At 63.8% G+C, this 23,729-nt stretch carries 16 protein-coding genes and 2 pseudogenes; 11 read left to right on the top strand and 7 right to left on the bottom strand.

The features are described 5' to 3' along the window. Nucleotides 1–18: 18 nt before the first annotated feature. Entirely contained in the window at nt 19–3,288 is a 3,270-nt protein-coding gene (locus tag IPF85_RS21705; RefSeq protein WP_343410146.1) for a DNA polymerase III subunit alpha, read from the bottom strand. Between the two features lie 167 nt (nt 3,289–3,455). Between IPF85_RS21705 and IPF85_RS21700 the strand changes: the two genes are divergently transcribed. Further along, entirely contained in the window at nt 3,456–3,908 is a 453-nt protein-coding gene (locus tag IPF85_RS21700) for a hypothetical protein (protein WP_343410145.1), read from the top strand. Here the strand turns inward: IPF85_RS21700 and IPF85_RS21695 are convergent. Continuing rightward, nucleotides 3,899–7,804 carry an AAA family ATPase gene (locus IPF85_RS21695; protein WP_343410144.1) on the bottom strand — a complete coding sequence of 1,302 codons (3,906 nt, stop codon included), beginning with the start codon at nt 7,802–7,804 and terminating at the stop codon, nt 3,899–3,901. The two genes, IPF85_RS21700 and IPF85_RS21695, sit on opposite strands and share 10 nt — an antisense overlap. A 211-nt stretch (nt 7,805–8,015) precedes the next feature. On the opposite strand from IPF85_RS21695, the gene IPF85_RS21690 reads away from it, so the two are divergent. The 8 genes and pseudogenes from IPF85_RS21690 to IPF85_RS21655 all read left to right on the top strand — a co-directional run bounded on the left by IPF85_RS21690 (nt 8,016) and on the right by IPF85_RS21655 (nt 20,258). Then, nucleotides 8,016–10,490 (top strand): serine hydrolase, encoded by a 2,475-nt coding sequence (locus tag IPF85_RS21690; protein WP_343410143.1) that lies wholly within the window; start codon nt 8,016–8,018, stop codon nt 10,488–10,490. Between the two features lie 89 nt (nt 10,491–10,579). Then, the gene (locus IPF85_RS21685; RefSeq protein ID WP_343410142.1) at nt 10,580–11,707 is read left to right on the top strand and encodes an alpha/beta hydrolase-fold protein; all 1,128 of its coding nucleotides are present in this window, start codon (nt 10,580–10,582) and stop codon (nt 11,705–11,707) included. Nucleotides 11,708–11,798: 91 nt separating this feature from the next. After that, nucleotides 11,799–13,100, top strand: coding sequence for a serine hydrolase domain-containing protein (locus IPF85_RS21680; RefSeq protein WP_343410141.1), 1,302 nt, complete (start codon nt 11,799–11,801; stop codon nt 13,098–13,100). Between the two features lie 124 nt (nt 13,101–13,224). Continuing rightward, nucleotides 13,225–13,776: a hypothetical protein gene (locus IPF85_RS21675; RefSeq protein WP_343410140.1), complete on the top strand. Its 552-nt coding sequence runs from the start codon at nt 13,225–13,227 to the stop codon at nt 13,774–13,776. 303 nt (nt 13,777–14,079) lie between these two features. After that, nucleotides 14,080–14,382 (top strand): hypothetical protein, encoded by a 303-nt coding sequence (locus IPF85_RS21670; protein ID WP_343410139.1) that lies wholly within the window; start codon nt 14,080–14,082, stop codon nt 14,380–14,382. 328 nt (nt 14,383–14,710) lie between these two features. Then, nucleotides 14,711–16,576, top strand: coding sequence for an alpha/beta fold hydrolase (locus IPF85_RS21665; RefSeq protein WP_343410138.1), 1,866 nt, complete (start codon nt 14,711–14,713; stop codon nt 16,574–16,576). A 302-nt stretch (nt 16,577–16,878) separates the two neighbouring features. Beyond that, a pseudogene (locus tag IPF85_RS21660) lies at nt 16,879–18,143 on the top strand (ATP-binding protein). A gap of 296 nt (nt 18,144–18,439) precedes the next feature. After that, nucleotides 18,440–20,258 (top strand): annotated as a pseudogene (locus IPF85_RS21655) (aldehyde ferredoxin oxidoreductase family protein). 264 nt (nt 20,259–20,522) lie between these two features. Here the strand turns inward: IPF85_RS21655 and IPF85_RS21650 are convergent. The 4 genes from IPF85_RS21650 to IPF85_RS21635 are packed head-to-tail and all read right to left on the bottom strand — an operon-like array spanning nt 20,523 to nt 21,966. After that, a complete protein-coding gene (locus IPF85_RS21650; RefSeq protein WP_343410137.1) occupies nt 20,523–20,648 on the bottom strand; it encodes a hypothetical protein in 126 nt (41 codons plus the stop codon). Then, nucleotides 20,642–20,926, bottom strand: a complete 285-nt coding sequence (locus IPF85_RS21645) for a ubiquitin-like small modifier protein 1 (protein ID WP_343410136.1) — start codon at nt 20,924–20,926, stop codon at nt 20,642–20,644. The genes IPF85_RS21650 and IPF85_RS21645 overlap by 7 nt, the downstream gene beginning before the upstream one ends. Nucleotides 20,927–20,963: 37 nt before the next feature. Beyond that, nucleotides 20,964–21,605, bottom strand: a complete 642-nt coding sequence (locus tag IPF85_RS21640) for an NAD-dependent epimerase/dehydratase family protein (protein WP_343410135.1) — start codon at nt 21,603–21,605, stop codon at nt 20,964–20,966. Next, complete coding sequence (locus tag IPF85_RS21635) at nt 21,568–21,966, bottom strand: NAD-dependent epimerase/dehydratase family protein (RefSeq protein ID WP_343410134.1); 399 nt, start codon at nt 21,964–21,966, stop codon at nt 21,568–21,570. The genes IPF85_RS21640 and IPF85_RS21635 overlap by 38 nt, the downstream gene beginning before the upstream one ends. A gap of 388 nt (nt 21,967–22,354) precedes the next feature. Between IPF85_RS21635 and IPF85_RS21630 the strand changes: the two genes are divergently transcribed. Next, the gene (locus IPF85_RS21630) at nt 22,355–22,744 is read left to right on the top strand and encodes a hypothetical protein (protein WP_343410133.1); all 390 of its coding nucleotides are present in this window, start codon (nt 22,355–22,357) and stop codon (nt 22,742–22,744) included. 43 nt (nt 22,745–22,787) lie between these two features. Further along, the gene (locus tag IPF85_RS21625) at nt 22,788–22,913 is read left to right on the top strand and encodes a hypothetical protein (protein ID WP_343410132.1); all 126 of its coding nucleotides are present in this window, start codon (nt 22,788–22,790) and stop codon (nt 22,911–22,913) included. A 225-nt stretch (nt 22,914–23,138) separates the two neighbouring features. Here IPF85_RS21625 and IPF85_RS21620 read toward each other — a convergent pair whose 3' ends face one another. Then, complete coding sequence (locus tag IPF85_RS21620; RefSeq protein WP_343410131.1) at nt 23,139–23,345, bottom strand: hypothetical protein; 207 nt, start codon at nt 23,343–23,345, stop codon at nt 23,139–23,141. Between the last annotated feature and the right edge of the window lie 384 nt (nt 23,346–23,729).

Raw genomic sequence — 23,729 nt, 5'->3', positions numbered from 1 at the left:
GATTTTTTCGATTTTCGCTCACGAATCTCCGCTCTCTGCGCTTTGCACTTTGCACTTTGCACTTTGCACTTCTCCCCCCTCCTCCATCTGCAGCCAGGACGTGCCCCACCCATCCCCAACCCAGCGCCCCTGCACCAGCAGCGGTTGCCAGGGCGCCGGGGACTTGGCCGCCTTGTCGCCGCGGGCGATGACGAACGTGGCGCCGTCGCCCAGGAAAAAGCCGGGGCCGCCGGTCCAGCCGGGCAGACGCACGCCCGCGGTCAGGAGCGACCGGCCGGGGAAAGCGGACAGTTCGGCCAGGGGCACATGCGCCGGCAGGCTTGCGCGCACCAGCGCCAGCGGATCGGTCAACGCGCTGACCGGCAGCCCCAGCAATTCGGTCTCCCAGTCCCAGCGCTGGCGCAAGGTCTCCGCGGGGACCGCTCGCCGGCCAAAATCGAAGATCATCTGACCGGCAGAGCCGTGACGGAACTCCTGCGCCTCGGCCAGCAGGCTGGCCCGGCTCCGCGCCAGTCCATCCAGCGCGCCGCCGCGGATCAAATGCTCGATCTCTTTGGGCCGCAGGGCGACGCGGCGCAGCAGGTCGCGCAGATCGCTGAATTTGCCGGCGCCGCGCTCCTGGCAGATGGCCGTGATGGCCGCCTGGCGCAGGTCGCGCACCTGGCCCAGGCCCATGAAGAGCACCGGGCCAGATCGCCCCTCGGTCAGGCTGAAGGCCTCGGCGCTGAAGTTGACGTGCGGCGGGCGCACGGTCAACCCCAGGCGCACCGCCTCTGCCATGTAGATGGCCGGGTGATGAAAGCCGCCGTAGTCGGCCAGCCGCGCGCAGAGGAACTGCGCGGGGTAGTGCGCCTTGAGGTAGGCGGAGCGAAAACTGACCTCGGCGTACGCGGTGGCGTGTCCCTGGTTGAAGCCGTAGCCTGCGAAGGGCATCACCTGCTCCCAAAGCGTGCTGGCCTGCGCCGGAGTGAAGCCAGGGCCGGTCGGCGGCGGTCGCTGGCAGCCGGCGATGAACTGCCCGGCCAGCGCCGCCATCTCCTGCGCGCCAAAGTGACTCATGCCGCGGCGCAGTTGATCGGCCTGCGCCCACGTCAGCCCCGCGATCTCGCGTGCCAGGCGCAAGATCTGCTCCTGGAAAATCAACACTCCCTGGGTGGGGCCAAGAATCGGCTGCAGAGCCGGGTGCAGATAGGTCACGGCCTGCTCGCCGCGGTAACGGCGCACGAATGCGCCGGCCATGCCGCCCATCGCGGGGCCAGGCTTGAAAAAGGCGTTGGCAATCGCCAGGTCGCGCACGCTGCGGGCCTTGAGCTTGCGCAGGGTGCGCTGCGCGCCGTCCGATTCGCACTGGAAGACGCCAATCGTCTCGCCGCGCGCCAGCAGGTCGGCCGTGGCCGCGTCGTCCAGCGGGACGTCGGCCAGGCGGAAGGCCGGATCGCGGCCCTCGCGCACCCAGGCCGCGGCGTCGGCCAGCACGGTCAACGCGCGGATGCCCAGCAGGTCCATCTTTTGCAGCCCCAGCGCTTCCACATCGCCGTGTTCGAACTGGGTGATCAGGAAGCCCTTGGGCGCCCACTGCACCGGCGCGATGTCGGTCAGCGGGCCGGGCGTGATCACCACGCCGCCGGGATGAACGCTCAGATGATCGGGCTGCCCCACCAGGGTGTAGGCCACGCGCACGGTTTCCTGCTCCAGGGGATCGGTCAGCGCGGCCAGGACGTCGTCCATCGTGCGTTGATCGCGGCGCCGCGGGTCGGGATGCCAACGGTGCGGCAGTTGACCTACCAGCCGGTTGACCTGCTCGGCCGGCAGCCCCAGGGCCTTGCCCGTTTCGCGCACGGCCGATTGCGGCCGCATCGTGCTGACCGTGCCGATGAGCGCGACGCGGTCCGCGCCGTACGCGTCGCGCACGTAGCGCAGCACCTCATCGCGGCGCCGGCTGCAGAAATCGAGGTCAATGTCGGGCGGGTTGGCCCGCGCCGGATTGAGAAAACGCTCGAAGAGCAGCCCGTGCTCGATGGGGTCCACCGTGGTGATGCCGGTGCAAAAGGCGACCAGGGAGTTCGCCACGCTGCCGCGCGTGCTGACCGGAATCTCGTGGCTGCGGGCAAAGCGCACGATGTCAGCCACCACCAGGAAGAGCGGCGCGAAGCCGTGGCTGCTGATGGCGCTCAATTCTGCGGCTAGACGCTCCTGCGCCTGGCCGCGCCGGGGCGAGTCGGCGGGAAAGAGGCGCTCGAGGTCGGCTTGCGCGAGCGCGGCCAGCGCCGCGTCCGGCGTCTTTCCACTGGGCAACGCCAGGCCGGGCCAGATCGGCCGGCCGTCGGGCAGGCAGTCGCCGCAGGCGGCGGCAATCTCCCCACTCTGCGCCACCGCCTGCGGGAAGCGGGCAAAGCGCTCGGCGATGTGGGCCGGGCTGAGCCAGTGCGGGGACGGGCCGTGAGCCGCCTGGCCGCGTGGGAACGAGGCGACCGGTGTGATGGGCGTTGACGCGGCGGCGCGGCGCGTGGTTGTTCGAGCCACGTAGCGCGTCTCGTCGTCGGCCCATTCCTCATCGGGATCGGCGTCGTCGTTCGGCGCATCATTGCCTGCATCTTCGTCCAACCGTGCATTGGCGCGGATCGCGGCCAGCAGGCGCAGCCGGGGCGCGTCCGCGGGCGCCAGGCAGAAGATCGGCTGCACCGCCACCGTGGCCAGTCCCAGGCGCCGGCCCAGGGCGGTCACCGCATCCGCGATGGCGGCATCGGCGGGGGCGTGCAGTTCCAGGGCCAGGTGCAGATTCTGCCCGAAGATGTCCGCCAGCCGTTCGGCGTAACGCTGCGCCGCGGCCGCGTCGCCGCTGCGCAGGTAGCGTTCGATCCACCCCTCCTGCCCGCCGCCCAGGCAGATCAGCCCGGCGCGCTGTTCGGCCAGCGCGTCCAGGTCAAGCCCGCGGGCGGCCAGCGCTTCCCGCTGCGGGCTGCCCTGGACTGCCGATGACAGGCGACACAGCGAGCGGTAGCCGGCGGCATCCCTGGCCAGCAGCACCAGTTTGCCGGCCGTGACTGCATCGCCGGGCTGCCAGGGGAAAGCAGGCTCGGCCACCGTGATCGTCATGCCGATGATGGGCTGAACGCCGGCGGCGCGGCAGGCGCGACTGAACGCGACCGCGCCGTAGAGCGCGTTCGTGTCGGTCAACGCCAGGTGGGTCAGACCATCCGCGGTCGCGCGCGCCACCAGCGCGCCCACCGAGGGCGTCGCGCCGAGCAGGGTAAAGTGCGAGTGGACTTCGAGATGGGTAAAGGACATCGCCTTTATCATAGAACGGAGCCGCCGAAATAGCAAACGGCGGCCACAACTTCAGGAATTCCAGATGTGGCGCCGCGCGACCGTTGTTGACGGACTTGTACGGGCCTGTTACAATCACGATGAAGGGATTGGGCGCAAAGGATCGAGTATTTCTTGCAGGAGCAAGGATGGCAGACCCAGTAGATCAGCTGTTTCAGGAATGGCAACAGTTGGGCGGTCGGGTGCTTCTGGCTGAAGTCCATGCCGCCCCATTGCCGCGCGCGCCCGAACAGGTGATCGCCGAGAGCACGGCGCATTGTCGCGCATCGGGCCGCCTCACATGGGTGGTGCTCGACTGGTTGATCCGTCATGTCGAGCAGTTAGACGAAGACAGGTTGCTGCAAGAGACGCGGAAGCGAGGCAATCTATCTGTCCTCGGCCTGCTGTGCGATGCGGCTAATCTGCGCCGCCCTCATTCGAAATTCCAGCGTATCATGGCCGCGTGCAAACCGACCGACGCGGTCGAGCCATTCTTTCAACGCGTCGCCAAAAGTCGAACAGCGTTGGCCTTAACACAGCAGAACGCGCTGGAAGTATTTCGTCGGTGGAATTACCTGTGTAGTGAACTGCGCTATCTCTGACCGGAACCCAGAACATGCGGAGAACGAATTTCTTGACCGCAAAGCCAAAGGAGGCGGCAGGCGTCCCCGTTACTCTCCCCCTCTCCCTCCGCTGCAGAAGGGCCGGGTGAGGTGGGCCCCCCATCCCCGTATTTACTCGCTTCTTCCCCCTTCTCCTCTCCGCTGTGCGGAGAGGAGAAGGGGCCGGGGGTTGAGGTGAGGCCCGCACCCATCGCCCGTAACTCCCGGTGGCGCGGGATATCCTCACAGAACGATCGTCGCAGCTCAGCATCCGCGATCAAGGCGGACTGCTCGTGCAGCCAGCGGCAGCCGCGCACCAGCATCTGCTCCGCCCACGGCTCCCCGGCAGCGTCCAACACAGCATAACAGATCAAGTAGAGCGAGCTTGGGTCGGCCGCCTGGTCAATCAGGGGGAGAGGGGCGCCGGTCAGCAGCTCTTCCACGCACGCGCAAGCCTCGTCGGTCTCACCCCTCTCCAACGCCAGGTGCGCCTGCGCGCCCACGATTTCAGGCAGCAGCCGCGCCGCGACCTCGCCGTGCGCGGACGCACGCGCCTGGCGCAGGGCATCCGCGGCTTCCGCCCAGCGGCCCTGCCGTTGGCGCAGCAGGCCGGTCAGCAGCCACGCTTCGGCCAGAATATGGGCGACGCCCAGCCTGGCGGCGATGGGCAGCGCCTGGCCGGCCGCGTCGGCGTATCCAGGCTCCCCGCCATCCAGGTGCAGGCGGGCGGCGAGCAGCAGGAGCCGCACCTTGAGCAGCGACGCGGCCAGGGCATCGGCCGCGACGGTCGCGGCCTCGATGAGACTCTTGGCCTGCGCCCAGGCGCCCAGTTGCACGAACATCTCGGCCGCCTCCACCTGGCCGGCCGCGGCGGTCCAGCGATCGTTGATGGCCTGGCAGTGCGGCGCCAACCGGTCGTAGAGCGCAAGACAACGGTCGTAGGCCGCCGACAGCCGGTAGAGCGCGAGCTGGTTCAGCAGCACCTGCCCCTCCAGCCAGGGATGGCGCAGATCGCGGGCCGTGGTCAGCGCCGCGTCGAGCCTGCCCTCAGCCTCGGAATAGTCGCCACGCGTCCAGGCCACCATGCCCAGTCCCATCCGCGCCACGGCGCGCAAGAACGGCGACTCGCGGCCAAGGGCGCTGTCCCGCACCTCGCCAAAGGCCGCGGCCGCGCCGGCCAGATCATCCACAGACCAGCAGGCGACGCCCAGGTGCAGCAGGCAGTCGGCGACTGCGTCCGGCGCGGGCAGCGCGCGCGCCCTGTGCAGCGCATGGACATAGTAGCGCCGCGCGAGATCCAGCTCGCCGCGCCACCAGTGACTGCGACCGGCAATGCGATGAGCCTCGATCTCGGCGGCCGGATCGTGCAGCGCCGCGGCCAGCGCCAGCGCGGCGTTGGCCGCGACAATGGCTTCCGCGTAGTGCGTGGTTTGTTCGGCCAGGGTCGCGCGGCGCAAGGCCGCGACCAGGCGCTGGCGTGGGTCGTGCGTCAGCTCCGCCAGCCGTTCCAGTTCGCTGACGTCGGCCGCCTGGGCCTGGGGATCGCGCCGTTGGCTGTGCGCCTGCTCCCGCGCCGCCAGCAGCTCGAAGCGCAGCGCGGGCTGTGCCGGCGGCGCCAGGGCCAATGCCTTCGTCAGATAGCCAATGGCTTCGGCGTACGCGTGCCAGGCCAGCGCCTGCTCGCTCGCGCTGCGCAGATAATTCAGCGCTTTCGAGCCTTCGCCCCCGCGCGCGCAGTGCCAGGCCAACGCTTGCAGGGTGACGCCGGCCGCGGCGCCGTGCTGGGCAAAGAGATGCTCCATCTCCAGTCCGACAGCCCGATGCAGGCGGCTGCGCTGCACCTCGTCCAGGGCGCCGTACAAATAGGCTTGAAACAGATGATGGCGAAAGTGATAGGCCGCGCCGGGCGTCCCCGCGTGGGGCAGCACGCTGCCGGGGAGCACCAGGCGATGCGCGCTCGCCAGATCGCCGCTCAGCCGGGCGACGACGCTTGGCTCATCCTCGCCCACCAGCGCGGCGACGATCTCGCTGCGGAACTCGTCGCCCTGAACACAGGCGGCGTTCAACAGGCGGCGATCGGCTGGCGGCACGCGGTCAATGCGCTCCCGGATCAGCGCCTCGACGCGCGGCGGCAGCGCGTCCCAGTTCAGTGCGCTGCGGTCCACCCAACGCCCCTCCGGGTCCTGGCTGAGCCACCCGGCCGCGGCCAGCGTGTGCAGCAGTTCCACCGTGAAAAGGGCGTGACCCTCGGTGTGACGATACAGGGTCTCCCGAAACGACGCTTGCAGCCGGTTAGGCTCGCGGTCGAGCAGCGCGTCCACGAAGCCGCGGCCGTCGGTCTGGTCCAGGTCAATCGTCGTCGCGCCGATTTGATTTCGCAGCGGCTGGATCATGGTGCCCAGGGGATGGCTGCGCTCGCTGTGCGCCAGCGCGAGCGCGCCTGACCGGTAAGCGCCAACGATGAGGACGCGGCTGTGGGTCAAAGCCTGCGCCAGGTGGAAGAGCAGGGCGACGGTGCCGGCGTCGGCCCAATGCAGATTGTCCAGCGCCAGCAGAAGCGGCCGCAGCCGCGTCACCTGCTCGAAAAAACGCACCAGTTGGTCGAACAACGCCGCCTGCGATGTGGGCGGCAGCGCCGGCCGGTCGGTTTGCTGCGCGTTTGCATTGGCGCCTGCGCCAGCCAAAACCAGGCGCGCCCAGTCTGGCGCCTGCTCCCGGAGCAGACGAACGACTTCGACGCCAGCCGGCGTCGCCTTCGCCGAATGGTTGTGCAGAGGTGGGTGGGCGTTGGGAATGCTGGTTTCTCGCTCCGCGAACAGACGCAAGCCATCCACCACGGGCTGGTAGAGGTCGCCAATTCCGAGCAGCGCCGTGCAGTTGCCATGCACGACCAGCCAGGGTGGACTGGTGCGGCCGAGCTGTCGCGCCATCTCGTGCAGTAGATATGTCTTGCCGCTGCCGGCCTCGCCCATCACCAGGACGACGCGGCCGCGACCCAGCGCCGCCTGCCTGGCGCCAACGTGCAGCGCGGCCAGCTCTTGCTCGCGGCCGACAAAGGGGTGAGCATCCTGCGTTCCCCGTGCGGACCAAGCGGCTATGGTTGGCCCGGCCGCGCTAACCGGTTTGGCCGCCGCGGCCAGGCGTCCCTGCTGAATGGCTGCGGCCAGCTCCGCGGTCTGCGCTTCCGGCTCCGCGCCCAACTCCTGCTGCAGCTCACGCCGATACGCTGCATAGCGTGCCAGCGCGGCGCCATGCTGATCGCTGTCCACCAGCGCCAGCATCAGCCCGCGCTGCGCGGCCTCGTCGTACGGATTGAGCGCCAAGCAGCGCCGGTAACGCGGCAGCGCCTGCGCCAGATCCCCCTGGACGTGGTCATGCTGCGCCAGCCGAAAGAGCGCGCGGGCGGCAAGCTGCTCCAACTCGCTGCGCGCGGCGGTGATCCACTGCTCGAACTCCTGGCAATCGTCGGCGTGGAACCCTTCCAGGAAAGGACCGCGGTAGAGCGCCAGCGCCTGTTCCAGGTTGGACGCCCACCCCGGCTGCGATTCCGGCGTTTGCGCCAGCGCCAGAAAGCGCACGGCATCTACGGTCACATCCGCGGCCAGGTTGAACTGCAGGGCCTCGCGTGTGATGTGGAGATAGGGCGGCTGTGCGGTCTGGTCGTTGAGCACCGCGCGCAGGTTGGCCAGGGCGCGGCGGAAATTACCGCGCGCGGCTTCGATGGTGTGCCCCGGCCACAGCAGCTCGGCCAGCGCCTCGCGCGAGTGCGGACGGCGGTGCTCCACGGCCAGGAAGGCCAGCAGGGCACGCACCTTATTGGACTCGAAACGTTCGATCACCTGGTGATCGAGGGTCAGTTGAAAAGGACCGAACAGGGTCAGGTCGAGATGGGCCATCGGGCTCCCTCCTCAAAACCGCACAGCAAACCAGGTTATGCAAAAACCGCTTTCATTGTACCACAATTCTCGTGACTTGTCCGGACATTTTGCGCGCGATTTGCGCGCGATGTTGTGCTAATCTAGACTCGCTTGAACGAACGCGGCCCAAACGTGCCTTTGAAGCCACCTCAGTTTAGTCTCGAAGTTGTCTCGTATAGGAGAAAGTAACATGTCACCCATCCATCGCTCATGTGTTCTCTCGATTCTCTTGCTGACAGCGCTCCTGGTCGCGTGCAGCGGCCCGACGGCCACACCGGCGCCGCCCGCAGCGACGCCGGTTCCACCAACGACAGCGCCGGTCCAACCAACACCGGTTCCACCGACGGCAGCGCCGGCCCAACCAACACCAGTTCCACCGACGGCAGCGCCGGAGCCATCACCGCCGCAAGGCCTGCGCTTCGATGCGCCAGAGTACGCCATCGACGGTCCCTATGCCGTAGGGGTTCGCTACTTCACCATACCAGCCACAGCGGAGACCGACCGCGATCTCACGGTCAGTGTCTGGTATCCGGCCCAGAAATCCGACGGTGCGACTGCCGAGATGGTCTACGAGCAGCAGTTTGCGCCGGGCGAGATTCCAGCGTTCTCGGTCTTTGGCCATGCCCAACTGGATGCGCCTCCCGACGATAGCGGCGCACCCTACCCACTGGTGGTCTACAGCCACTCCCATTGGTCGTTTGGTCAGGAGACTCCCTATTTTGCCGAGCATTTGGCCTCGCGCGGGTTGGTGGTCATATCCAGCGACCATGAGGATAACTGGAGCACGGCATTTGGCCCCATTGCGCCGCAGGCATATTTTCGGCGACCGCAGGAGATCACACGCCAGATCGATTATGCCGAGCATCTCTCCGCAGATGACGGATTACTGCCAGGCTTCATCAGCACGAACCGGGTCGGTGTTGCAGGTTGGTCCCAGGGGGCCATGACTGCCCTTGCTGCAGCCGGTGCGCGCTTGAACCTGGCTAATGCGGCCGCCTGGTGTAAGGAAAATCCGGACACTGCTGAGCTCAACCCGACAGCGTGCCCAGACCTGGTCGGTCGCGAAGCGGAGCTTGCCGCCTTCGCAGGTCTTGACGAGACGCCTGCGGGGCTTTGGCCGGACTGGAGTGACGAGCGTGTTGGCGCCGTCGTAGCCATGGCGCCATCCACCATCCCCTTCGGCAAAGAAGGCATGCAGCCTGTGAATGTGCCGGTCATGTTTCTGATAGGATCCGGTGAGACATCCGTTGACGGAGGCTTTGAGATGGCTAGCCCCTACGAAAGTGTTGTCTCCGGAAGCAAGGCCAAGGTGGTCTTCGACTATGGCGAGCATCTGATATTCTTCAGCCGTTGTGCTGACTCACCTAGTATCGTGGCGTTGGGCTTTCCTATGTTCTGCACCGATCCGGTATGGGACATGGACCGCGCCCACGACCTGATCAACCACTTCACCACCGCCTTCCTGCTGGCCGAACTGAAAGGCGACGCCGATGCGGCCAAGGCGCTGGCGCCGGAGAATGTGACGTTCCCGGGCATCAAGTACGAAGCGGCCGGCTATGGCGCAGCGCCTAAAGCTAAGCTAGACGACGCCACCGTGGCCAAGCTCGAGGGCATACTAAATGACCAAATGCAGCCCAACGGCGTTCCCGGCTACGCCATGTGCGTGGTCATGGACGGTAACCAGGTCTACAGCAAGGGCTTCGGCGTTGCGGAGTTGGGTGGTGATCGGCTGGTGACGCCCCAATCGGTCTTCGCCATTGCCTCGACTACGAAATCCTTCACTGGCGTTGCGTTGATGCAACTCGTCGAGCAAGGCAAGGTAGACCTGGACAAGCCGGTCACGGCCTATCTCCCCTACTTCGAGATGGCCGACCCGCGCTACAAGAACATTACTGTGCGCATGCTCGCTTCGCACACGTCGGGGTTGACGGACGAAGCAGTCACGGCAACTCTGCCGGAAAGTGTGGAGCCAACCGCAGTGGACGCAGCGCTCGAGTGGTACGTGCGGTCCCTGAGCGATGACAAGCTGACAGCGGCGCCCGGCGAAACATGGCAGTATGCCTCGGTCAACTTCAACATCTTGGGCGATCTCATCGGCAAGGTGTCAGGCTTGCCCTATGACCAGTATGTCGTCCAGAACATCTTGGAGCCACTCAAGATGACGCACTCGACCTTCGATGCGGCGGCGATCCCGCCCGATGCCCTGGTTGGCGAACACACAACCGGTGAAGACGCTATCGTGAAGGCAAAGCCGGTGACCCACACCAAGGGCATAGACCTACCGGCAGGCGGCCTCTATTCCACCTGCGAGGACATGACGCGCTGGATGCAGGTTAACCTGAACCGGGGCGAATTGGACAGCGCGCGCATCCTCAAGCCTGAGACCTACGATATCCTCTGGAAGGTAGAGGCGCCGACCGGTCTCGACCAGTTCTTCGGTGCGTGGGCCGGCCAATATGGGTTAGGCTGGGGCGTGGCGGAAGATGGCGGTCATTTCCTGGCTGGCCATCCCGGTGGGGGTGCGGGCCAGACCACCGGCTTTCAGCTCGCCCCCGACGACAACCTGGGCGTGACGGTGCTGGCTAACTGGGGCACCGATGCCATCTACCCGGCCTGGATGGCTGCGGCTGATGTGACTTATGCCTTGTTGGGTATCGACAAATAAATGCCCAGGCAGATCGGTTGGGTGATCCACCCCGGATCACCCAACCGATAGGCAATTTCGATCCATGACAACTGGAAGGAGTGCTAACGATGTTACGTTTCAATCGCAGTTTTGTCATTCTGGTGCTGGCAGCATTGCTCGCCGCCTGCGCCGGCCCGGCCGCGGTGCCGACGGCGACACCTGTTCCGCCCACGGCCACGCCAGTACCGCCGACGGCCACGCCGGTACCACCAACACCAGTGCTGCCCACAGCAACCCCAGGCAAGATTGAGACGAAGAAGGGGGAGATCACCAGCCAGGCGCTGGCCGGCAACCTCCTGGGCGACCCGACCACCCGCGAATTCTACGTCCTGCTGCCGTCCAGCTACGCCACCAGCGACAAACGCTATCCCGTGGTATACGTGCTCCACTGGTACACGGGCCATGCCAACACCCTGCTGGGCGCCTTCAAATCAGCATACCAAATTGCCCTGTCCGCGGGCGACTTGCAGGAGATGATCTTCGTTTTTCCTGATGCTAACAACCGATTTGGCGGAAGCCAGTATCTGAGTTCGCCAACCATCGGCGACTACGAGACCTACCTGACTCAGGAACTCGTGGCCCATATCGACGCCACCTATCGCACCCTGCCCGACCGTGTCAGTCGCGGCATCACCGGCTGTTCTATGGGCGGCGATGGATCGATGGGCCTGGCGTTGAAGCACCCGAACGTATTCAGTGTCGCAGCGCCAGCCTCCGGCGAATACGATTATTCAGGCGATTTGGTCCTGAAGCGCGCGACGGAGGTTCTGAAGATCCCACCTAAGAATTTTTCTGACCTGACCAAAAACTGGGAGATCAAGTATCTCCTGTCCTGGGCCGCAGCTGCCGCAGCCAATCCTGATAAGCCTCCGTTCTACCTGGATATGCCTGTCGCTCTGGTGAATGGTGAGGCTCAGATCGTGCCTGAGGTGGTCGAAAAGATGATCGGAGTGGATCCCGTCCACGATCTCGACCGCTACCTGTCACAGCCGGAGCGCCTGAATGCGATCTTGATCTTGCACGGCGAAGGTGACAACCTTGTGCCAGTGGAACTGGCCCGTGATTTTGACAAGCTCCTGAGCGACCGCGGCGTCGAGCACGAGTACCTTGAGATCAAAGGGGGGCACTGCGACTTCTTGTTCACGCCCGTGGTGACCTTCATGTCGGCTCACCTGGTGGGCGAGGAGCAACCATAGCGGCGACTGTTAAGACCGATGTGCGCTGCCTGCGAGATGGAGAAGCTGGCGGCCGCAAGTTTGTCAGTCTGGAACTTCAGAGGAGCATATTATGAGACCCTGGAAACATCTACCTACGACGTTCAGCGTCCTGCTGATCGCCGCGCTGCTGGTCGCCTGCGCCGCTCCGGCCGTCGCGCCGACGCCGCCGCCGCCGACTGCCACCCCAATCCCACCGACACCGACGCCCGTTCCGCCCACGCCCGAACCGACACCTGTTCCGCCTGCGTCGACACCGGACTCACTGGACGCCACCACCGTGGCAAAGATCGAGGCGCTGGTCAAGGAGATCATGGCGAAGGGCAAAGTGCCAGGCGCAGCGCTGGGCATTGTCAAGGATGGTGAGCTGGTCTACGCCAGCGGGTTTGGCGTCGGTAAACTGGGCAGTGACGCGCCGGTGACGCCAGACTCAGTCTTCCAAATGAGCTCAGTTGCCAAAACGCCAACGGCGATGGCGATCATGCAGTTGGTCGCGGACGGCAAGATTGACCTGGATGCGCCCGTAACGAAGTATTTGCCTTACTTCACTCTGACGGATCCCGACGTGGGAGAAGTCACCATCCGCCGCTTGCTGTCGCACACAGCCGGTATGCCTGACCCCATCAATTGGCTGGCAGAGTATCAGGATAAGAACTTGCGGAACGACAAGGCTGCCCTGGATGACTACGTCCGCAGCCTCAGCGACCAATCCCTGACCTTCCGGCCCGGTAAGGACTGGGCCTACAGCAATACCGGCTTCGATATCCTGGGCGATGTGGTCGCCCAGGTGTCCGGCCAGGCGTTCGAGGACTATCTGCAGGCCAACGTGCTTACGCCCTTGGGCATGGAGAATTCCTCGTACCTGCTGAGCGACCTGGACCCGGCTAGGTTGGTGGCGCCCCATATGCCCGATGAGAACGGCGATGCCAAGACGATTGACTTCTACCCGTACACCCGCGCCCATGCGCCGTCTGGGGCGTTCTATTCCAGCGTGAATGACATGGCCCGCTTTGCGGTTGCCAACCTGAACCAGGGTACACTGGATGGAACGCGGGTGCTGCCGGCGTCAGCCTATGACAAGATGTGGGCGCCTCAGGCCACCAGCTCATGGGCGGAGAGTTTCGGCCCACAGGTTACCAGCTACGGATTGGGCTGGTGGGCAGGTGAGTTCAAGGGATACCGCATCATCGGCAACTATGGCGCCGATTTCGGCTCCCAGTCCCATCTGGGCATATTCCTGGACGATGGCATGGCTGTGATTGCGCTGGTCAACCTCTTCGACCCTGATGTGGGCTCACTCTATGCGTATGACATCGGCAACGGCATCGCAGAAGTGCTGTTGGGTGCCGAAGCAAAGCCGACCCCACAGCCCTAACATCCAAACCTGGTTGGCAGCGGCTGATGTGGCTTATGCCCAACAGGGCATCGACAAATAAATGCTCAGGCGATCGGTTGGGTGATCCACCCCGGATCACCCAACCGATAGGCAATTTCGATCCATGACAACTGGAAGGAGTGCTAACGATGTTACGTTTCAATCGCAGTTTAGTCATTCTGGTGCTGGCAGCATTGCTCGCCGCCTGCGCCGGCCCGGCCGCCGTGCCGACGGCGACGCCGGTGCCACCGACTGCCACGCCTGTTCCACCCACGGCCACGCCACGCCGGTACCACCAACACCAGTGCCACCCACAGCAACCCCGGGCAAGGTGGAGACGAAGAAGGGGGAGATCACCAGCCAGGCACTGGCCGGCAACCTCCTGGGCGACCCGACCACCCGCGAATTCTACGTCCTGCTGCCGTCCAGCTACGCCACCAGCGACAAACGCTATCCCGTGGTATACGTGCTCCACTGGTACACGGGCCATGCCAACACCCTGTTAGGCGTCTTCAAATCAGCATACCAAATTGCCCTGTCCGCGGGCGGCCTGCAGGAGATGATCTTCGTTTTTCCCGATGCTAACAACAGGCTCGGTGGAAGCATGTATTCTGAGCTCGCCGACCATTGGCGACTACGAGACCTATCCACCCCAGGACTTTGTCGATCACATTGACGCCACCTATCGCACGATCAAGACCGTACCAGTCGCGGCATCACCGGCTGTTCGATGGGCGGCGACGGATCGATCTATCTGGCGCTGAAGTACCCGGATGTGTTCAGCGTCGCCGCGCCGTGTCTGGCACATACTATTGGGCACGGGATCCCCTATGGGCACCGGCGACCGAGAATTGACAAGCTGCCGAAGATTTCTATGCCAGATTCTGGGAATTGGGGGTCAATCGGTCTATGTCCTAGCGCGCGGCACGCCTCTAATCCGGACAAGCCGCCGTTCTATCTGGACACACCCTTTGCTATCGTGGACGGAAAGACCCAGATCGTGCCTGAGGTGTTCGACAAGGTTGCAGCCTCTGACCCCGCTGACGAAGTTGACCGTTTTCTGGCCCAGCCGGAGCGCCTGAATGCGATCTTGATCTTCCACGGCAATCAGACGGCGACAATTGTACCGGTCGAACTGGCCCGTGATTTTGACAAACTCCTGAGCGACCGCGGTGTCGAGCACGAGTACCTGGAAGAAGCCAATGGCGGGCACTGCGACTTCTTGTTCACGCCCGTGGTGACCTTCATGTCGGCTCACCTGGTGGGCGAGGAGCAACCATAGCGGCGACTGTTGAGACCGATGTGCGCTGCCTGCGAGATGGAGAAGCTGGCAGCCGCAAGTTTGTCAGTCTGGAACTTCAGAGGAGCATATTATGAGACCCTGGAAACATCTACCTATGACGTTCAGCGTCCTGCTAATCGCGGCGCTGCTGGTCGCTTGCGCCGCTCCGGCCGTAGCGCCGACGGCGACGCCGGTCCCGCTCACCGCCGCACGCCCCGTTCCACCGACGGCGACCCTTGAACCTACCGTCAGCGTGGTTCCCACCGCAACCGTTCAGGCGCCACCTGCAACGCCGGCAGCGCCAGGTTTGGAGAAACAGCCATCTGACGTGCTCTCCGGCTTCGTGGAAAACGATGGCGTGCGGATTCACTATGAGGTCGAGGGCGAGGGCCCGCCCTTGGTCCTGGTACATTGGTTGACCGGCAGCCTCCAAGATTGGCGGGTTGTCGGCTATGCCGATGCACTCAAAGCGAACTATCGCCTCATTCTCATTGATGCCCGAGGTCATGGCCAGAGCGATAAGCCCCACGATCCGGCTGCCTATGTCCTGGAAAAACAAGCCGGCGACATCGTCGCTGTACTCGACAAGTTGGGCGTTGACAAGGCGCATTACTTTGGCTACTCCTTGGGCGGTACGGTGGGTTGGGCTGTAGCCAAGTATTTCCCTGATCGTCTTTCGTCACTGATCATCGGCGGCGAAGCCCCTGAGAATTTCGATCCCAGTGCCGAAATCGAGCGCGATCGCACGCTCACTCATTCACAATACGGGCGCGACGCAGCAAGTGTTTTTGGTAGCTACGGATTCTCCGAGACCAAAGCCTATCAACTTTATGCTGCCACCGATTTTCAGGCTGTAATCGCTGACCTGCAAGCCTTTAGCGCCGAAAACTTCGCCCCTGATCTACCGGATATGAGGATGCCCATACTTCTGCTTGCCGGCGCGTATGATGAAGACCATACTGCATTGAAGGCTGCGACCAACAAGCTGCCCAACGCCACATTCGCATCACTGCCAGGCCACGATCACGTGACGGCCTTCATGCAAACGGACCTTGTCGTGGAACTCCTCACGAAGTTCCTCGCCCAAGTAGAGAAAGCGGCGCTTGACGACGCCACGACTGCCAAGATCGAAACAATCGTCAAGCAAGCGATGACAGACTACCCGGTGCCCGGCTTCGAGCTTTGCATCGTCAAAGATGGCCAGGTGGTCTACAACAAGGGTTTTGGGCTTGCCAACGTTGCAAGCAACCGGCCGATGACCCCCCAATCCGTTTCTACCCAGGCTTCCATCTCCAAGTCGCTGACCGCGATGGCCGTCATGCAGTTGGTGGAGCCACACAAGATTGACCTCGACAAGCCGGTTACTGCCTATCTGCCGTACTTCACCATGGCCGACCCGCGCTACAAGGATATCACGGTGCGCATGCTGCTCAGCCATATGTCCGGCCTGCCTGACGTGCCGATCCCTTGGGATGCCCCGCTCGACCCGACGATTGATCCGCTCGAACAAGCCGTGCGCAGCCTGAGCGATGAGCAGTTGATCTCGGCGCCCGGCGAAGCATGGAACTACAGTGGCTGGGGTTACTCGATGCTGGGCGCCATCATCGTCAAGGTGATTGGCGAGCCGTTCGAGAGCTACATGCACCAGCGCTGGCTGGAGCCGCTTGGCATGGCGAATTCCACCTTTGTGATGGACGAGGTCGATCCCGACCTGTATGTGACCGGGTACATCTCCGCAGAAGATGGCAGCGCCGCCGCGATGGAGCATTTCGTTGACCCCAGAGATGTTCCGGCCGCCGGCCTCTGGTCGAGCTGTGACGACATGACCAGGTGGGCCCGGCTCATGCTGAACAAGGGCGAGCTGAACGGCAGGCGTTTGCTGCAGCCTGAGAGCATCAACGCCATGTGGACATCGGTTGCCAGCACCCCCTGGATGGATGCTCTCGGCCCCTGGTATGGACCGTACGTTGGGGAGTACGGGCTGGGATGGTACGTCGGCGAGAAGGCCGGCCACCGCCTGACCGGCCATGCGGGCGCCGGCGACGGCGTCAATACCCACATCCAGTTTGCGCCCGATGACGGACTTGCCGTAATCGCCATGGACAACTGGCTCAAACCGGACCCGGAGTGGTATCCAGCAGGATTTGCGGCCTTCGACGTGATGGACTTGCTGCTGGGCATCAAACCGCAATAGACGCCGGTCAGCGACTGCGGCCAATCCGTCTTACCTGATTGCGCTGGTCTTTCGCCAGGTCTGGTGGAGCGCGGCTTCGCCAGACCTGGCCTCTCCGCGCTGATCTGTGGCAGCAGGCGCTTATACCATATGGTTACTATACCAAATGGTATACTTCATTTGGCCGAACCCAAAGGTTTCATTTGGCCGAACCCAAAGGTTTCATTTGGCCGAACCCAAAGGTTTCATTTGGCCGAACCCAAAGGTTTCATTTGGCCGAACTCTAAGTTTTCATTTGGCCGAACCGGGTGTACAATGAGCCTATGACTGAACCTGTTCTCTATCCTCGTTTCGCTCGCGCGCGCTTGGAAGAAGCGCTGACCGACACGCCGGTTGTGCTGGTGCATGGCCCGCGCCAGTGCGGTAAGACGACGCTGGCGCGCCTGGTGGGCGACGCGGCAGGCTACACCTACATCTCCTTCGACGATGATGTGCAACTGGCCGCGGCGCGGTTCGACCCTATCGGTTTCGTGGCCGACCTGCCCGAAAAAGTGATCCTGGATGAGGTTCAGCGTGTACCGGAATTGTTCCTGGCTCTCAAGGCGGCGGTGGACCGTCAGCGCACGGCAGGTCGTTTCATCCTGACCGGTTCGGCCAATGTGCTCCTGGTGCCCAAACTGGCAGACTCGCTGGCCGGGCGCATCGAGATTCTACGATTACATCCGCTGGCTCAATGCGAGATCGCCGGTAGCCCTCCGCGCTTTCTCGATCGCCTCTTCAATTCAGAATTCAAGAACCGGCGCTATGACCGTTTGGGCGCTGAACTCGCCGAACGTATCGTGGCCGGCGGTTATCCAGCGGCGCTGACTCGCACAACGCAACGACGGCGGATGGTCTGGTACCGCGATTATGTTGAAACGCTCGTCCAGCGAGATATCCGTGACCTGGCGCGCATCAACTCGCTCGATACGCTCCCGCGCCTGCTGCAACTGGGCGCAGGTCAGACAGCTCATCTGATGAACATCGCTGAGATGGCGGGGTCGTTCCAGTTGAGCCGCCCAACCATCCGCGATTACGTGACGCTCCTGGAGCGCGTTTTCCTGCTGGAACATCTGCCGCCCTGGCATACCAGCCAACTGAGCCGCCTGATTAAAACCCCGGAAACTACACATGGGCGACACGGGAGTGGCCGCAGCTTTGCTCGGATTGGATGGCCCTGCGTTGCTGAAGAACAGGGCCTTGTTCGGTCAATTGCTGGAGACGTTCGTCTTTCAGGGAGTTGCGACGGCAGGCGAGCTGGCACGAGACCGCCCTGTCTTTCTACCACTTTCGCGATAAGGACGGCGCTGAGGTAGATCTTGTCCTGGAACAAGGTGTACGCGCCGTTGCCGGGATCGAAGTCAAGGCGACTGCCACCGTGACAGAGACAGATTTTCGTGGTCTGAGGAAGCTGCAAGCGGATGCGGGTGAACGTTTTGTCGTCGGGGTCGTCCTGTACGATGGAGAAGCCAGTGTAGGTTTTGGGCCTGGCTTGTTCGCAGTGCCGATTCGCGCGCTGTGGGAAACGATCGCCCCCGCCGGCGAGTGAGGCCGATCAGAGCCGCAAACGTTCGATCTTGCGTTCCCAGGCTATCTGACGTATAATCAAGCTATCCCAAGTTTTCGATCTCTATCCTTTGGGGGCGGCATCCTATGCCTGTTGCTCTCACCACGCCGGCGCAGCCGACGATTCGACCGTTCTTCTCGGCACCACAACACAGTAGCGTTTTCCTGGCCGTTATGCAAAATTCGCATAACGGCCTTTTGTTTCTTCTAAACCCGGTTAGGCGCAGCTATGATGATCGTAGTTGCTGAATCTCTGTCAGTACCAACAAGGAGGTGGGTATGAGTTTGATGGGTTACACAAACCGTGTAGCATGGGTGGACCTGACCGCCGGCCAGGTGGATTATCGGCCGATCGCTGAAGAAGATGCGCTCAAGTACATCGGTGCGCGTGGTCTCGGTGTCAAGTACGTCTTCGACAACGGTCCGCAGGTGGACGCCTTGTCCCCGGACAACATCCTGTGCTTCATGAATGGCCCGCTGACCGGCACCGACGCCAACATGAGCGGTCGCATGGCTATCGTCACCAAGTCACCGCTGACCGGCACCGTCACCGATTCGCATCATGGCGGCTGGTCGGCTGCGCGCCTCAAGTGGGCCGGTTTCGATGGCCTGGTCTTCAAGGGCATGGCTGCCACCCCGGTCTACGCCTATATCGAAAACGGCGAAGTAACGCTGCACGATGCCAGTGACCTGTGGGGCAAGGGCGTGCATGCGACGATCAAAGCCCTGCAAGAGCGCTATGGCGAGCCTAAGACCCTGAGCGTGATTGCCATCGGCCCGGCCGGTGAGAATCTGGTCAGGTTTGGCTGCTGGATCAATGAGAATGACCGCGCCTCCGGCCGCGGCGGCACCGGCTGCGTGGGCGGCAGCAAACACCTGAAGGCCGTTGTCATTCGCGGCAAGTACCAGGATCGGCCGCGCCGCGGACAAAGAGGCCTGGAAGGGCGCCCATGACCGTGCCCTGGCCACGATCATGGACGAGAAGAATGTCACCAGCCCGCGCAAGGGTGGCCTCTCGGTTTATGGCACCAACGTGCTGATGAACATCAGCAACACGATGGGCGCGTTGCCGGCGTTCAACAGCAAGGTGACCTCCTTTGGCGAGAATGGCGAGTTGATCAGCGGCGAGTGGGTCAAGGAGCACATCCTGGTGAATGACCCCCCTGCCATGCTTGCCCGGTGGCCTGCAAGAAGGAAGTGGAAATCACCAGCGGCCCCTGGCAGGGTTGCACATGGAGAGCCTGGAGTACGAACCGGCCTGGTCCATGGGCGCCAACTGCGGCAATAACGACGCGGCCGGCGTGGCCAAGATGATTGACCTGTGCAACGACTACGGCATGGACGCCATCGAATCGGGGCATCCGCTTTCTGTGTACATGGAAGCCTCCGAGCGCGGTTACACCAATGGGGATGGCCGACTGGCCTGGGGCGACGTGGCCGGCATGGCGGAATGGGCACGCAAGATCGCCTTCCGCGAAGGCCTCGGCAGCGTCATGGCGGATGGCGCCAACGCCATCGCGGCCTACTTCGGCCATGACGAGCTGGCGATGACCTGCAAGGGCCAGGGCATCCCGGCCTACGATCCGCGCGGCCTCAAGGGCATGGGCATTGGCTATGCCACCAGCAACCGCGGCGCCTGCCACCTGCGTGGCTACACGCCGGCCGTGGAGTTGGGCCTGATTCCGTGGAAGATGGACCCGCTGGCCTGGGAAGGCAAGGGCGACATGCTGCGCATTCTGCAAGACCTGTTTGCCTTCACCGACAGCCTGGATCTGTGCAAGTTCTCGTCTTTTGCCGAAGGCGCCGAGAGTATGCGGCGCAATACAGCACCTTCACGGGCCGGCCGTTTTCCGCGGACGACGTGCTCAAGACAGGCGAGCGCATCTACAACCTGGAGCGCTACTACAACAACCTGAACGGTTTCCCGCGAGGCAGCGATGCCCTGCCGACGCGCTTCACGCATGAAGCGTCCACCATGCCTGGCTCCGAGGGCCATGTCTGCGAGCTGGACCTGATGCTGGTGGAATACTACAAGATGCGCGGCTGGGTCAACGGCGTCGTGCCTGAGGCCAAGCTGCAGGAATTGGGGATTCTCTAAGACTTCTGCCGCCTGCCGGCAGCGGTCATGACAACGAACAGGGGCGCGTCAGCCATCCCGGCTGACGCGCCCCCCTTTTTGCCCGTCATCATTCGCATTCAGTTGTTCCCAAAACTTGTTTGGATGATTGGGCTTACCCCCCCGCGCGGATGAGTTTGCGGTCGAGGCGCGCCTTGAGTTCTGGCATGATGTCAGCCTGGCCGGTCACTTCCATGCGTATCTCGCCGATGCGCAGCGATCCGATCTGGAAGTCGGCCAGTTGACTCAGATGTACTTCCCAGCCTGGTCGATGACGTGCTGCTCTGATTGCGCGGCGCCGCCCAATTCCACCAGGTATTCGCGCACCAGCCACAGGGGGATGCCGCGCAAGTCGCGTGTTTCTGTCACCATGCGCCGCCGCCTACGGCCGGGAAGACATTCAGCACGTCGCTCAGCGACAAAGCGGTGTCCATGCCCAACGGCAGGAAATGGGTGTCGCGGCCGTTGACGAAGACATGCACATGCAGATAGAGATTACCGTCTGCGTCCAACAGCTCCTGGCGCATGGGCGGAAAACGAGTCACGATGGCTTCCACCAGGCTGCGGATGGTCGTACCCTCCGGCAGGCCAAAGTCCACCGTCTTGCCGCCGGCCATCGGGCGCAGGGTGGCGAAAAAATGCACTTTCATTATAGACGTCCTCCGTTTAGGCGTCCTCCGTTCTGCTTCAAATCACGCCGGTCTGACGCAGCCAGGCTTCCGTACGCCGCATCCCTTCGGCCACATCAATCGTGGGTGCATAGCCCAGTTCGCGCTGCGCCTTTGTGATGGCGAAGCGGCTGCTGTTCTGCAGATAGTGCAGCGACCAGCGCCCGGCCGCTTGCCGACCCAGCAGTCGCCGCGCCCAACGGCCCGGCGGCGAAATCGCCAGTCGCCCCGCCCATGCCGGCACACTGGGCAGGCGGGAAATCCCCATCATGCGGGCGTAATAGCCGTAGAATTCATGAAAAGGAATGGCCTGGCCGTCGCACAGGTTGTAAGTCTGACCGGCCGCGGCGGCCGCGGTCAGCGCCTGCAGCGTGCCCTGCACCACGTTGTCAATGTAGCCCAGGTTGACCAGCCCGCGGCCGCCGGCCAGCAGGCGCAGGCGCCCGCTCTTGATCTGCTCCACCGGGGCGACTGTCCAGGCTGCGCCGCGCGGGCCGTAGGTGCTAGCCGGCCGCACGATGACGGTGTCCAGGCCGGCCGCGGCCAGGCGTCGCACCACGGCTTCGGCGTGAATCTTGCTATCCGGATAAGCCTGCCCTACCAGGGGCGTCGACGCGGTTTCGTCAATGAGCGGGCTGGCGTTGACCCCATAAACCGCCACGCTGCTGGAAGTGAATCACACGGGCCACGCCGGCTGTCAGCGCTGCTTGCAGCACCGCTTCGGCGCCGGTTACATTGACCGCCTCGCCCAGCGCCGGATCATCGGGGACGCCGGTCCAGGCCGCGGTGTGAATCACGGCCGCGCAGCCATCAACGGCCCGCGCCAGCACGGCCGGTTCGTCCAGGCCGCCTTCGATCAGGCTGATGCCCTGGTCGGCCAGCCAGGTCGCGCGTGGCAGCGAGCGCACCAGCCCGCGCACCTGCGCGCCGGCCTGCTGCAAATGCTCGCACAGGTGCCCGCCGATGAAGCCGTTGGCGCCGGTGACCAGGATTTGGGCGCCGGGCAAGGTGATGGCGCTCATGACCCGCGCCTCCCGGCCTGCCCCAACCCCAGGCTGACCGCTTGCATCACAGGCGTTGCCGGTTGGCGCGCGCCCGAAATGGCATTCAGGCAGGCGAACATTTCGCCGTTCACTGTGATTTGTCGTTCGATCTGGTCCATGCCGCCCTTGCGTGCGTGAGATGATTGCCGTAAGCCGGGCGATTATATCATTCAGACCCCGATACGTCCAGCGCCGCCAACTTTGTCCAGGAATCCCAAATGTGGTCGCTGAAGACATCTGGAATGAAGGCTTTAGCCGGTTATTGGGCACTTGAGAAACCCTGTGGCAAGACCGGCTGAAGCCTCGATTCCGGGACCATTTGGATTGCTGGCTTGTCGTCTGGCGTGAATGATGTTATCATTCGATCATGACAACGACATCTACTGCGCCCAGACGCCAGTCCACACCGCCGCTGCCCCGCCATGCATCCCTACGTGGGCGGATACCCCGCCTCTCGCCGGCGCCCCAGCATCGCGCTTTTCTTTGGTCTCTGCCTGGATTGAGCGCCCTGCTGCTGCTGACCGCCATCACCGCGGTGCAGTTGCGCTTTGCCAACCGCGTCTTTGCCGGGGTGCGTGTGGCCGGCGTGGATCTGAGCGAACTGACGCGTGAGCAGGCCGCGGCGCGGCTGCAGGAACAGTTGACGCCTTTTCAGGGGCCGACCATCCTCTCAGCTACGCGGACAGGCCTGGCCGCTTGCGGGCGCCGACCTGGGCCTGCAGGTGGATGCACAGGCCACAGCGCCATAGCCCTATGAACTTGGGGCGCCAGGCCAACCCGCTGGATTCACTGGCCGCACAGTGTGGCGGCTTGTACGCGCAGGCGCCAACCTCGCCCCGGCGTTGACCGTTGGCGAGGTGCAGGCGGCCGATCTTCTCCAGCGCGTGGCCCAGTCCATTGATCAGCCCGGCGCGCAGCGGCGGTGACAGCGATCCACGGGCTGCAAGTGGTGACGACCGTTGCCGAGCGGGGCGCGATGCCGATCTGGCAGGCCACATGGGCGCAGATGCGGAAAGGCACAGTTGGCGCGAGGCAGATACAAGGCACGGTAGACGGCCCCGGTGGTGCACGAACTTCCGCCGCTCGTACATGATGTGTCGAAGGCGGTGGCGGATCAAGCGCAGCGCCTGCTGCGCTACGCGCCTTCTGGCCTACGCCGGCGGCACGGCCCAGGATGAAGCGCCCGCTGCAATTTTGCAATCGGTGATCACGGTGCAGTTGGCGGCTGGCTGCACATCATTCCTCAACCTTCGGCGTCCGGCGGCATCGACCTGACGCTGCAGGTCGAAGAGGACGAAACCGCCGTGCATGCCCAATCCTGTGCCGGCCTGCTGGCGATGACTGACGCGTGCCTCCATTTACGGAAGTCCGGTTGGGTCCGACCCGCCGGGCGGCAGAGCGGATCTTGTCCCCAGCCACAACCCGGCCGTGTGTTTGGACGTGGCTGAAACGGTGGCTGCCGCTGGCCGCGCTCAGCACGGGCCGCGCTCAGATTGATCTCCTTTACCTGAAATTTGGTCGAAAATAAGCGCAGAGCGGATATGCGTGACCTGGATCGAATGGGCATTCGTGAACGCTGATCGCCAGCGGCGCTGCCACATTCAAAGGCTCCAGCGCCGCCCGTGTTGCCAGCTTTGCCACGCGCAAGGCGCCCGGCAGTTCAAGGGGTCCTCGTCATTGCCGCCCAGCAGCATCTTCTCCTTCAATCCGCATCGTGGGCGATGTGTCGGCCGCCAATGGCT

The sequence above is a fragment of the Candidatus Amarolinea dominans genome (assembly GCF_016704685.1).
Lineage (GTDB): Bacteria > Chloroflexota > Anaerolineae > SSC4 > Amarolineaceae > Amarolinea > Amarolinea dominans.
This window is presented reverse-complemented; position numbering and strand designations above follow the sequence as displayed.